This window comes from Azospirillum sp. (assembly GCF_050789165.1).
The window spans coordinates 30,728-43,472 of the sequence record NZ_JBOZRT010000132.1 but is presented as its reverse complement, the minus strand read 5'-3'; the positions used below and the strand labels follow the sequence as shown (position 1 = coordinate 43,472).

The following is a 12,745-nucleotide window of genomic DNA, read 5'->3' as shown; positions in this document are numbered from 1 at the left end:
AAGGTCGGTCGGGCGAAAAGCCCCTCCCGGCGTGTCCGGGAGGGGCTTTTGCCGCTCATTCGGCCAGCGACGCCGCCTGGGTGGCGCCGTCACGGCCCTGCGCGACCGGTGGCAGGGCGGAGCAGATGGCCTGCGCCTGCTCCTCGGTCTTCTTGTAGATGGTGGTCTCCAGCAGCATGCAGGCCTGCTTGTTGTTGGCCACCCACTGCTGCGTGCAGTCGGCGGCCGTCTTCTGCGGGTCGGAGGCCGGCGCCTGCCCCATGCGGGCCTGCCAGCAGGCGGCGATCAGGTCCTGGGTCATCACCTGCATGCCCTTCTCGAAGTTCTCGGTCTTGGGCGTGGTGTCGTTCCAGGCGGTATAGAAGATCTGGCTGGGGTGGTTGGCGGCGATCACCGGAACGGCGCCGGACGGCAGCGACAGCAGCCCGACCTGATCGACCTGCAGCTCCAGCCCGTACTGCGCCTTCAGCCACGCGCGCACCGGGCCGCCGAAGGCGACCATCGGCTTGCCGTAGTAGGGGGTCGCCGGGTTGCTGGTCCACTGCCCCAGCATGTCGGTGATGTAGCCGGTGAACTTGCCCTCGACCCCCTCCAGCTTGCTGCCGTCGCTGGCCGGGGCGGCGATCGGATTGATGTCGATGATCGCCTGGTAGGCCGGGCTCTTGTCCGCCGGGATGCCGTTCTGCGCCAGCAGCATCGCCCAGCGGTCGGTGGTGGCGGAGTTCAGGTAGTCCTGCTTGTCCGTCAGCGAGTAGTCGGGCGGGAAGTGCAGCAGCTCGACCGTCGGGTTGTTCACCATGGCCAGCCCGACCGGCAGGAAGAAGCGCCAGGTGTACGGCCACTGGCTCGCGCCCTCCGGGGTCTTCGAGGCGGCGATGGAGCGCGCGGTGGCCAGAGCCTTGTCGCCGGCGCTCAGGAACGCGGTGACCGCCTTCGGGTAGGTCTTCTGGGCCGAGCCGGTGAAGGTGGCCTGGTAGCCGGCGCCGGCGCGGCGCACGGTGACCGCCGAATCGGCGTAGCCGTCGCGCTTCAGGCTCTGCTCCAGGTAATGCCTGACGGTGTCCTCGACGGAGGCCGCGCCGCACACCGAGACGTCGGAGCAGGTGTTCGGCCAGGAATACAGCGCCTTGACGCGCGCCTCGCCGCCCAGCGACACGGTGGTGCCGGGCGCCGCCTTCTGGGGCCCCCTCTGCGCCGCGGCGACGCCGGAGACCGCGACCATCGCCACCGCGGCGGTGGCAGCCAGAACAATATTTCTCGCCTTCATGTTTCCCCCATTCCGCCAACGCATACGGCAGCATGCCGCGCGACCAATTTGTACGCGCGAGAGTAGGGGTATTTCCTGCGGGGATGAAGCGGAGATTGATTACAGCCGGGACACGTTACTTACCGCGCCGGAACGGAAAACGCGAAGGGCACCGGGGTGATGGAGCCCCGGTGCCCTTCGCGTGCCGTGTCGTGCCGGTCAGGACGCCATGGCCGCGGCGGCGATGACCGCCTGGGTGCGGTTCTTGACGCCCAGCGACTTGAAGATGGCGGTGACGTGGATCTTCACCGTGCCCTCGGACAGGCCGAGTTCGTAGGCGATCTGCTTGTTCGACTTGCCGGCGCGCAGGCAGTCGAGCACCTCGCGCTGGCGCTGCGTCAGGCCGTAGGTGCCGCCGCGGTCGCCCCCGGTGTCGGCAGCGCGACGGCGCGGGGCCAGTTCGGCGCCGAAGGTGATGGCGCCCGGCGGAACGTAGATGCCGCCGGAGAACACGAGGTTGAGCGCGCCCATCATGACCTTGACGCTGCTCGACTTCGGGATGTAGCCGGTGGCGCCGGCGTCGAGCGCGCCACGGATGTCGCTCAGCGATTCAGAGGCGGAGATGACCACCACCGGCGTGCCCGGCTGCAGGTCGTGCACCTCGCGCAGGCCCTCGAAGCCGGGCCAGCCCGGCATGTGCAGATCCATCAGCACGACGTCGAACTGCTCGCCGCCGCGGCAGTGCTCGATCAGCTCGCCGAAGGTTCCCGCCTCGATGAAGGTGGCTTCGGCGTGCAGCTGCTCCAGCAGGCGGCGCAACCCTTCGCGGAACAGCAGATGGTCGTCACCGATCAGAATCTTCATTTCCCGTCCACCCCTCTCTGGTCCCGGCCTCCCGGCCGGATGTATTCGTTCACGTCGCCGTCCCCTCCTGTGGGCCCTCCTGTGGGGAGGCGCGTCATCCGACAGCATCGGCGGCACACGAAGACAGGTACCACAATCGATGGTGTCTAAACATATCCACAAGTGCCATAGAACGTTTGCGGACATAAAGTTGACCTTCGGCATCGCGTCAAGCACGCATGCGCGGCCTAACCCGTCCGTACAGTCTATGACCTGAGAAACGTCATACGCCCGACACGGCGGAATCCGCGGAGCGCCTTGAGGATTCGGACAAGAGCCGAGCTTATGCTTGCTGTTCTTTTGGAACCTGACGCGAGGTCTTGCTGTTCGGAAGACAAGCCCGGCTTTTGAAGATCAGATGCCCCGGCCGCACAGCACCGGCCTGTACCGAGGTGGAGAGCAACGCTTCTCCCGACGCGTCGCACTCCGGACACTTTTGCGCCCGTGCGGCACGGAAGTGTTATCACGAGGAGATGGTCCGTCGCCAAACAGCTTGGCTTGACGAACTTGAGTGATGGGCTATCGTTTGATTTACGGGAGTGAGCATAATTTATAAGATCAATAAGACAGTGTCAAGTTTCTTTGCAGAATTTAAGCAGGCTTTTCCGAAAAGTTATGGACCCTTCAGGCGATTTTGCTACCCCCGACGCGGAAGGTGACCCGACAAGCAACGGAACCCGGAAACGGGCCGGCCGTGTACGCCCTCAAAAAAGAGCCAGAGCTGACCCATGCACACGACCCACGAGTACGCGCCCGAGCGAGCATCGCCGACAACGACCCGCAACGCGGTGAGCCCCATGCACGTCTGCCTGATCCTCGACAACACCAGCCTGACCGACACGGTGGTCCAGGCGCTGGAGAAGGCCGGACGCCACCGCCTCACCGTCTTTCACGACCTCGGCGAACTGACGCAGAGCACGCTGACGCCCGACGCGATCCTGATCGGGCTGCAGCAGTTCACCGCGCTGCGCGAGAACGAGCCGATGGTGTACCTGCGCCTGTCGCGGCGCTCGCGCATCGTCGTGGTGCTGTCGTCGCGCGAGCTGCTCGACGCCGCGCACATCCTCGCCTTCGCCGACGCCTGGGTGTTCGAGGACATCAACGTCGACCGCATCAACGAGCTGCTGGACCTGGGGTTGGAAGGCCACTGCCTGATGCCCAAGCAGTTCCTGTCGCGCCTCGGCGTCGATGAGATCCGCCTCACCCTGCTGCCCCGGCTGTCCGAGCCGGAGTTCGAGACGCTGCGCCTCCTCGGCCAGGGGCTCAACAACCGCACCATCGCCAACCAGCTCGACCTGTCCGAGGCGGTGATCAAGTCGATGGTGCGCAGCGTGCTGTCCAAGCTGCATTTCCGCAACCGCACGGAGGCCGGCGTCTTCGCCGCCCGCCAGCAGAGCGCCCTGCAGCAGGCCCGCGACGGCCGCATGGCGCAGCAGCACCATCAGCCGCTCAGCCGCTCGGCGTAACGACGCGGCTCGGGTTTGGTCTTTCCGGGGTTTTCCGGTCCGGCCGGCCGTCGCCGCAGCATCGCTGCGGCGACCGCGCCGTATGGACCCGTTCCTACTGGTGCGCGGCCGTGACGCCGGCAGGAACCGCACCGGCCAGCTCGCCGCCGATGCCGTTGTTGAGCGCCCAGATGGCGGCCTGCGTGCGGTTGGATGCGTTGATCTTGCGCAGCAGGCTCTTGAGGTGGACCTTCACGGTCGCCTCGGTGATGTTCAGGTGGTTGGCGATCATCTTGTTCGAATCGCCGTTCAGCAGGCAGCGCAGGATCTGCACCTCGCGCTGCGACAGGCCCTTGCGCGACACCGGCATCTCGGTGCCGTTGCCGTTGACCCGGCCGCTGATCAGCAGCGCGGCGAGGTGGGTCGGGAACACCTTCTCGCCCATCATCACCAGGCGCAGCGACTGCGCCAGCGCGTCCGACGACAGGTCCTTCATCAGGTAGCCGTCGGCGCCGGCCTCCAGCGCGTTGGCGAGGCGGCGGGTGCACAGGTCGCTGGTCAGGATGACCATGCGGGCGTCCGGAAGGTTGGCGCGCAGGCGGCGCATGCCCTCGGCCTCCTCGTCGCCGCCGTTCACCAGGTCGAGCAGAACGAGTTGCGGGCGCAGGCCGGATTCGACGGTGGACACCGCCTCGCGCAGGTTGCCGGCTTCGGCGACGATCTGGAAGGGCGAATCATCCAGCAGGCGCTTGAGCCCCTCCCGGAACAGCTTGTTGGAGTCGATCAAAAAGGCTCGCACTGGTTCCATTGTCAGCTCCCGCGATATTCGGATGGATGCGCAAGGTTCCGTTGGTAATCTTCTCGGATTCCGCTCCGCGCAGGTCTCCCAACCGCGCCATACCGATGGCATCTTCGTGCCGATATTTTGGGTGAAGATACCCCTGTGTCGTGAGCAACGATACCACTCTGAGGTATTAACAGAAGAACGCATTGGGTATATGCGCAAAGCATCTTTCGAATTTGGTGTGATTCGTTGCCTTTTAAAGAATTAGTCGCTTTCTTTTGGGCTTTCGATATTGGGTTAGTCTAACCCCAATTCGCCTTCTTTAAAGGGTTCCATTGAGAATTTGGCACCGCCCTTGCGCACTGCGGTTGCAAGAGGGGTGCTTCGCCCTGTTCGGCGGTACGCCGGCGGGTGATCTCCCACACCGGGAGGCTACCGAGGGGTGCACCCGGCCGCACAGGTCCGCCTATCACAATGGTCGTATGCGGAGGTTCGCGGCGGGATGCTATAGATCCCGCCCCCTGCCCTCCGGAGCCCCCGCGTGTCGGTCTGGAACGTCGCCGGCGCGATGGCGCTGGCCTACCTGCTGCTGCTGGCGCGCAGCGCCTGGAAGCAAGGCGAGCTGCGCCAGTTCCTGTGGAGCCTCGCGATCCTCGCCGGCGTCGTCGCCGTCATCGCCGCGGTGGTCGCGGCGGCGGTGTGGATGGGCCGCTGACGCACGAAAAAGTTGATGCACGAAAAAGCCCTCCCCGGCCGCGCCGGGGAGGGCTCTTCGTGACCGCCTCAGATCAGATGGTGCCGCGCTCGTGGGCGAGGCGCATCAGCACGTACTGCCGCATCATCTGGTTGCGGAAGCGGTAGCGGAAGCGCCCCGGCTCCGGCACCGGCGCCAGCACCGCACCGTGGTCGACCGCCGTCAGGCGCGTCAGCAGGTCATCGAGGTCGCTGAACGCCGGCTGGCCGTCGGCCGCCGTCAGTTCCGACGGGTCGAAGACGCCGTACTCGTCGGCGGGGCACAGCGCGGCGGCGTGCAGCACGTCCTCCAGCTCGCCCCGGCGGGCGCCCGCCAGCATCCGGTTGTACGAGTCGACGATGCCGCGCTCGGCCTCCTGCAGGCACCGGCTGACCGCGTAGGCCAAGTCGCTGCGTTCAACCACGGTCGAGCCGCGGCTGACCGCGCTGCGCGCCGCGTGCAGACCGAGCAACTGGGCGTAGTAGGGCAGACCACGCACGAAGTCGCCGATCCGCCGCACCACGTCCGGAGCGAAGGCGATGCCGGCGTTCTCGGCACCGGCGTTGATCAGCCGCTCGATCTCCTTGTCGGTCATCAGCGGCAGGTGCACCGGCACCAGCGAGCGCTGGATCGACGGGTGCTTGCCGAGCAGTTGGTCGAGGTTCTCCGCCACGCCGACGATCAGCAGCGTCACCGCGATCGAGCTGTCGGTGAGGTTCTTGAGCATCTCCGCCAGCTTGTTGCGGAAATCCTCGTCGGTGATGCGGTCGTACTCGTCGAGGATCAGCAGCGCGTGCGTGCCGTAGATGCCGGCCAGCACCTCGTTCAGCTCGGTGACGCTGAAGTTCCCCTCGGGCAGCAGCTCGTTGAAGCTGGTGAAGGTGCGCCGCGCCGCAAACGGGTTGTCCATCCCCGAGCGGTAGTAGGTGGACGGGATCCGCCGCAGCAGGTGGCGGAAGCTGTCCTCGAAGCTCAGTTCGGCGCTGCAGGTCAGCTTCAGCGACAGGTAGCCGGCCTGCGTGGCGATCTGCTCGATGGCGTTGGCCACCGAGGTCTTGCCGCGGCCGCGGTCGCCGAACAGGATGACGTGCGCCCGCTCCTCCTCCACCGCCGAGATGATTCGCTTCAGCGCCGCCGTGCGGCCGATGAACAGCCCGTTCAGCGCCTGCTTCGGCCGCGTCGGGGTGAAGGCCTCGCGCAGGCGGCCGTTCATTTCCGGCGTCATGCCGGTCAGCAGAGCCGGCGCCGTGCCGCGTGGTCCGCGCAGGCCGGCGTTCACCGGCATGGTGAAGCGCGGCAGTTCCGCATCGTCGCCCGCCGACCCGCGCGGCGCCGGAGCCGGACCGGCCCTCAGGGCGTCCGCCGTTCCCGGAACGGTGCGCAGCCGCGGCGGTCCGCCCATGGCGACCGGCGGCCTGTCGGCCGGGCCGGCGAAGGGCTGGCCGCCGGCCGGCTGGCCGGTGATCCCGCCGCCCGGACCGCCCGCCATGGGGCCGCTGCTGGTGAAGTCTTCGTCCGCCCCGGCGGCGCGCCGCTTTCGAAAGAAGTTCCGCATCGCTCCCGCATCCTGACCGTCTTTGCCGGCAATCCCTCCCCGCCGCGCGCCGAGGGCCGAGCGCGGGGTGTGACTGCAACCAGCATTTAAGGATCGGTAAGCCGCTGAACGGCTTGGGATTTCGGATACTATACCGATGTGGGACCGCGGGGTTTCGAAAGCGCACCCCAACCGGGTGCGGACGCGAAGACCGCTACCCCTTCCGGAGAAAGCTCAGAGCAGGACGGCGTGGCCGAGCACGGTCCAGGCGTACAAGGTGCCCAGGAACGCGACCAAGGTGAACATCTCGCGCAGGAACCGCAGCATCGTCATGGGACTCTCCCTCTGCCTTCGGTGAACCGTGTTCGTTGGAGGAAGATTGCCAGAACGGAATGCGAACATCAAGCGCCAAGTTCGCATTACGTTCTCATCTTGGCCGGGCCGCTCGCCGGACCGTCCGGTGCGGACCGGCGGTTCGCCCGCTTGTCTGTGGTGGCGGTCCGTCGAATGTTGTAACTGTCGACGCGTTGTAACTGCGAAGACAAGGCGCCCCTTCGGCGCCGACGCCGGTCCAACGGCGCGCCAAAGGGGAACGAGACGGCCGCATGGAAACCGCGCAGACCTCCGGCAAGACGCCCTCCAACCCGGCATCGCAGGGCGAGGCCAGCCACACCGTCAGCAACCGGCTGCCGGCGCTGATGCTCGGCGCACTGGGCGTGGTGTACGGCGACATCGGCACCAGTCCGCTCTACACCATGCGCGAGGTGTTCGCCGAGGCGCACCTTCCGCTCAACGAGACGACGGTGCTGGGCGTGCTGTCGCTGGTGACCTGGACGCTGATGATCGTCGTCACCGTGAAGTACGTCATGGTCGTCATGCGCGCCGACAACAAGGGCGAGGGCGGCGTGCTGGCGCTCGGCACGCTGGCGCAGCGCGGCCTCGCCAGCCCGCGCGGGCAGCGGGCGGTGATCGGTCTGGCGATCCTGGGCATGGCGCTGTTCTTCGGCGACAGCCTGATCACCCCGGCCATCTCGGTGCTGAGCGCCGTGGAGGGCCTGAAGGTCGCCACCCCGGTGTTCGAGCCCTACGTGGTGCCGATCACGCTGATGGTTCTGGCGGTGCTGTTCGTCTTCCAGCGCCAGGGCACCGGCAAGGTCGGCATCCTGTTCGGGCCGATCATGCTGCTGTGGTTCGCCACGCTGGCGGGGTTGGGCGTCGTGCAGATCGTGCGCTGGCCGGACGTGCTGCGCGCGCTCGACCCCGAATACGCCGTCCTGCTGTGGGTCGCCCATCCCTGGGCGACCTTCGTCGGCCTGGGCGCGGTGGTGCTGGCGGTCACCGGCGCCGAGGCGCTGTACGCCGACATGGGCCATTTCGGCCGCCGGCCGATCCGGCTGGTGTGGCTGTACTTCGTGCTGCCGGCGCTGCTGCTGAACTACTACGGCCAGGGCGCCCTGCTGCTGCACGAGCCCGACGCGCGCGAGAGCCCCTTCTATCATCTGGCGCCGGACTGGCTGCTCTACCCGCTGGTGATCCTGTCCACCATGGCGACGGTGATCGCCAGCCAGGCGGTGATCTCCGGCGCCTTCTCGCTGACCCGGCAGGCGGTGCAGCTCGGCTACCTGCCGCGGCGGGAGATCCGCCACACCTCGGTGCACGAGATCGGGCAGGTCTACATCCCGCGCAACAACTGGCTGCTGCTGGTCGGCGTGGCGTTCCTGGTGTTGGCCTTCCAGTCGTCCAGCAACCTCGCCGCCGCCTACGGCGTGTCGGTGACCGGCGCCATGGTGATCGACGCCATCCTCGTCGCCTTCGTGGCCCGCCGGCTGTGGCACTGGAACCCGTGGCTGCTGACGCTGGCGCTCTCCGCCTTCCTGGTCATCGACCTGGCGCTGTTCGGCTCGACCCTGCTGAAGGTGCCGCAGGGCGGCTGGTTCCCGCTGGTCGTCGCCGTCGTGGTGTTCCTGATCATGACCACGTGGCGCAAGGGCCGCACCATCCTGGCCGAGCGGCTGTACCAGGACTCCCTGCCCATGGAGATGTTCCTGGAGCGCATCCGGCCGGAATCGCCGATGCGCGTCGCCGGCACCGCGGTGTTCATGACCGGCAACCCCGACGTCGTGCCGCACGTCCTGCTGCACAACATCAAGCACAACAAGGTGCTGCACGAGCGCGTCATCATCCTGACGGTCATCGTCGACGACGTGCCCTGGGTGTACGAGGACCGCGCCATCCACGTGGAGAAGCTGGGCAAGGGCTTCTTCCGGGTGATCCTGCACTACGGCTACATGGAGCAGCCGCACGTCCCGCAGGCGCTGGAGCGCTGCCGCCGCTACGGCCTGCACACCGACATGATGGACACCTCGTTCTTCCTCGGCCGCGAGACGCTGATCCCGTCGCGGCGCACCGGCCTGCCGACGTGGCGCGAGCCGCTGTTCATCCTGATGTCGAAGACCGCCCTGTCGGCGACCGAGTTCTTCTGCATCCCGCCCGGCCGCGTCGTGGAGCTGGGCACCCAGGTGGAGATCTGAGGCCCCCGAGCTAAATTACTAAGGTATCTTAGTATTTTGTGCCACGGGGCGGCTGCACAGCCCTCGCTTGCAGGCAATCCGATATATGCCTAGTATCCGGCTCAAGGCCGTGAGGAGGCTCCCGGATAAGCCGCAGCCACCGTCCCGCGCCAGGAGTCTGTCGCGCATGCCCAAGCAGGGCTTCTTCCTGAACCGGGGCGGGCTGGTGGCCTTCGCGCTGATCGCCGTGGCGGCGATCCTGTTCGATCTCGGCTACCAGTTCTACGCCGGCCGCTCGCTGACGCTCGAGAAGGGCGCGAAGACGCTCGCAAACCTCACCAGCGCGCTGGAGGCGGGCACCACGCGCACCGTGCAGGCGGTGGACGTCACGCTGGCCTCGGTCGCCGACGCCGTCGGCTACAGCGGCATGCCCGACAGCCTGGAGGCGCGCACCGACGTGACGGCGCTGCTGCAGGAGCGCGTGCGCCGCTCACCGCACCTGCGCTCGCTGACGCTGGTCGACACCGGCGGCCACGTGGTCGCCAGCACCGAGGAAAACCACAACGTCATCGCTTCGCTGCGCGACCGCGACTTCGTGGCGGCCCCGTTGAGCGGCACCGAGAAGGACCTGTTCATCGGCATGCCCCTGCGCGGGCGGACGCTGGTTCCGCCCTACGACCAGGACAACGCAGACTGGCTGCTGCCGATGAGCCTGCCGGTGCGCGGGGCGCACGGCAAGCTGCTCGGCGTCGTGGTGGCCGCGGTCAACCCGGAATACCTGCACGGCATCTTCCAGACCGTGGAGATCGGCCAGGGCGGCTCGGTGACGCTGTACCGCTTCGACGGCGTGCGCCTGGCCGGGCTGCCCCTCGACCCGGCGGGCATCGGCCGCTCCGACGCGGCGTCCGCGCCCTTCCACACCCATCTGCGCCAGGCCGAGCACGGCGTGTTCACCGAGACGGTGGATGGCCGGCGCCGCATGGTGTCCTACCGCACGGTGCCGGTCTGGCCGCTGGTGCTGGTCATCACCCACGACGAGCAGGACGAACTGGCCGCGTGGCGCGCCAGCGTGCGCGACAGCGCGCTGATCGCCGGCGCCTTCATCGTGCTGATCGCGCTGTTCACCGTGCTGCTGTTGCGCAGCCTGGGCCTGCTGCGCCGGCAGGGCGTGGCGCTGGAGGAGGGCAACGCACGCCTCAAGGCGATCCTGGAGACGGCGGTCGAGGGCATCCTGACCGCGCGGGCCGACGGCCGCATCGAGAGCGCCAACAACGCCGCCCACCGCATCTTCAACTTCCCGCCGGGCGAACTGATCGGCCGCAACGTCACCGAGTTGATGGCGCCCGAAGAGCGCGAGGTGCACCGCCGCCGCATGGCCGAGTTGTCCGGCCCCGGCCCGCGCCCGCCCACCGGCTTCAACCGGGAGGTGACCGCGATGCGCCGCACCGGCGAGGCGTTCCCGCTGGACATCTCGATCGCCGAGGTGCGCACGCAGGACGGCCCGCTGTTCGCCGCCATCCTCCGCGACCTGACCGAGCGCAAGCACGCCGAGAGCGACCTGCGCGAGGCAAAGGAGCGCGCCGAGGCCGGCCAGCGCATCAAGATGGAATTCCTGGCCACCATGAGCCATGAGATCCGCACGCCGATGAACGGCGTGATCGGCATGGCCGGCCTGCTGCTCGACACGCCGATGACCGAGGAGCAGCGCTCCTACACCGGCACGATCCGCGATTCCGCCGAATCGCTGCTGACCATCATCAACGACGTCCTCGACTTCTCGAAGATCGATGCCGGCAAGCTGGCGCTGGAGGTGGGCGAGTTCGAGCTGGTGCCGCTGGTCGAGAGCGTGGTCGAGATCCTCGCCCCGCGCACGATCGCCAAGGGGGTGGAACTGGTCAGCTTCGTGCCGCCGTCCCTGCGCGGCACCCTGCGCGGCGATTCCGGGCGGCTGCGGCAGATCCTGCTCAACCTCGCCGGCAACGCGGTGAAGTTCACCGACCGCGGCAGCATCTCCATCCTGCTGTTCGAGGAGTCCACCCTGGATAACCGGGTGCAGATCCGCTTCGAGGTGCGCGACACCGGCATCGGCATCGCCGAGGCGGACCGCGACCGGCTGTTCTCCATGTTCTCCCAGGTGGACGCCAGCCCAGCCCGCCGCCACGGCGGCACCGGCCTGGGGCTGGCGATCTGCCGGCGCCTGACCGAGCTGATGGGCGGTTCCATCGGCGTCGACACCACACCCGGCCGCGGCAGCGTCTTCTGGTTCACCGTGCCGCTGGAACGCACCGCGGTGCCCGCCGACCCCGCGCTGCGCTGGTCCGGCCGGCGGGTGATGGTGGTGGACGACATGGCGGTGAACCGCGACGTGCTGGCGCGCCAGCTCGCCGCCTTCGGCATCGTCGCCGAGTCCGCCGAGGACGCCGACACCGCCATGGCCGCGCTGACCGCCGCCGAGGCGGAGGGTCGGGCGTTCGACGCCGCCATCCTCGACCACCGCATGCCGGGCGTCACCGGCCCCGAGCTGGCCGAGCGGATCCGCGCCACCACGGCGCTCACCCGGATGCGGCTGGCGCTCGCCTCCTCGCAGCCCGGCCAGCCGCCGGCGCCCGGCACCATCGACGCGCTGCTTCCCAAACCGGTGCGCCTGGACGCGCTACGGGCCTGCCTCGCCCGCCTGCTCGACGCCGAGCCCGACCAGGCCGAGGCGAGCCCCACCGCCGCCACACCCGCATCGCCGGCCGAGGGCAGGCGCTGCCGCATCCTGGTGGCCGAGGACAACCCTGTGAACCAGCAGCTCGCGCTGGCCCTGCTGCGCCGCGCCGGCCACGTGGCCGAGGCGGTGGCCAGCGGCACCGAGGCGGTGGCGGCGGTGCGCGCCATCCCCTACGACATGGTGCTGATGGACGTGCAGATGCCGGAGATGGACGGGCTGGAGGCGACGCGCACCATCCGCCGCCTGCCCGGCCCGGCCGCGCGCATCCCCATCGTCGCCATGACCGCCAACGCCATGCGCGGCGACGACGCGCTGTGCTACGCCGCGGGTATGGACGACTACCTCGCCAAGCCGGTGGACGCGCAACGCCTGCTCGCCACGGTGTCGCGCTGGGCCGGGCGTTCCGGCGGCGTGCCCTACGCCGCGCCGACACCGGCAGACGCGGCGCAGCGCACCGTCGCGCTGCAGACCGACGCGGCCAAGCTGGCGGAACTGCGCGAAGCCATGGGCGATTCCGGCGTCCGCGCGTTGCTGGAGGCCTTCTTCCGCGACTCGCCGGCCCATCTCGGCTGCCTGCGCGACGCCTGCCGCGCCTCCGACCTGGAGGCGGTCGAGCGCGCGGCTCACACCCTGAGGGGAGCGGCCGGCAGCATCGGCTTCACCGAGGTGGCGGACGCCGCCGCCCGCGTCGTTGCGGCGGTACGCCAGCAGGACGCGCAGGCGGTGGCGTCGGAAGCGACGGCCCTGGCCGAGGCCTACGCACGCGTGCGGCACCAGCACAAGCAAGAGGCGACGGCCGCGTAGGGCGGGGCCACCGGCGCCGGGAGCATGCTCTTAAACCGCGAAGGCGCATAGCCGCTCGGTTGAGCGACTGAGA

Annotated in this window: 8 protein-coding genes; 4 read left to right on the top strand and 4 right to left on the bottom strand. The window is 68.5% G+C overall.

The features are described from left to right. Positions 1–55 precede the first annotated feature (55 nt). Together ACRWK7_RS28025 and ACRWK7_RS28020 are read right to left on the bottom strand one after the other, a co-directional pair. Positions 56–1,267 carry a hypothetical protein gene (locus tag ACRWK7_RS28025; RefSeq protein WP_431859948.1) on the bottom strand — a complete coding sequence of 404 codons (1,212 nt, stop codon included), beginning with the start codon at positions 1,265–1,267 and terminating at the stop codon, positions 56–58. A gap of 198 nt (positions 1,268–1,465) precedes the next feature. Then, positions 1,466–2,110, bottom strand: a complete 645-nt coding sequence (locus ACRWK7_RS28020) for a response regulator transcription factor (RefSeq protein ID WP_431859946.1) — start codon at positions 2,108–2,110, stop codon at positions 1,466–1,468. A gap of 767 nt (positions 2,111–2,877) precedes the next feature. On the opposite strand from ACRWK7_RS28020, the gene ACRWK7_RS28015 reads away from it, so the two are divergent. Then, a complete protein-coding gene (locus tag ACRWK7_RS28015) occupies positions 2,878–3,615 on the top strand; it encodes a response regulator transcription factor (protein WP_431859944.1) in 738 nt (245 codons plus the stop codon). Positions 3,616–3,709: 94 nt separating this feature from the next. On the opposite strand, the gene ACRWK7_RS28010 is transcribed toward ACRWK7_RS28015, so the two are convergent. Then, positions 3,710–4,402, bottom strand: a complete 693-nt coding sequence (locus ACRWK7_RS28010) for a LuxR C-terminal-related transcriptional regulator (RefSeq protein ID WP_109118936.1) — start codon at positions 4,400–4,402, stop codon at positions 3,710–3,712. A 517-nt stretch (positions 4,403–4,919) separates the two neighbouring features. Between ACRWK7_RS28010 and ACRWK7_RS28005 the strand changes: the two genes are divergently transcribed. Next, on the top strand, positions 4,920–5,093 hold the full coding sequence (locus tag ACRWK7_RS28005; protein WP_431859942.1) for a hypothetical protein: 174 nt from the start codon (positions 4,920–4,922) through the stop codon (positions 5,091–5,093). Positions 5,094–5,166: 73 nt separating this feature from the next. Here ACRWK7_RS28005 and ACRWK7_RS28000 read toward each other — a convergent pair whose 3' ends face one another. Continuing rightward, positions 5,167–6,666, bottom strand: coding sequence for an AAA family ATPase (locus tag ACRWK7_RS28000; RefSeq protein WP_431859940.1), 1,500 nt, complete (start codon positions 6,664–6,666; stop codon positions 5,167–5,169). A 584-nt stretch (positions 6,667–7,250) separates the two neighbouring features. Here ACRWK7_RS28000 and ACRWK7_RS27995 point away from each other — a divergent pair. Together ACRWK7_RS27995 and ACRWK7_RS27990 are read left to right on the top strand one after the other, a co-directional pair. Further along, the gene (locus ACRWK7_RS27995) at positions 7,251–9,176 is read left to right on the top strand and encodes a potassium transporter Kup (protein ID WP_431859938.1); all 1,926 of its coding nucleotides are present in this window, start codon (positions 7,251–7,253) and stop codon (positions 9,174–9,176) included. Between the two features lie 166 nt (positions 9,177–9,342). Continuing rightward, on the top strand, positions 9,343–12,672 hold the full coding sequence (locus ACRWK7_RS27990; RefSeq protein ID WP_431859936.1) for a response regulator: 3,330 nt from the start codon (positions 9,343–9,345) through the stop codon (positions 12,670–12,672). Positions 12,673–12,745: the final 73 nt, after the last annotated feature.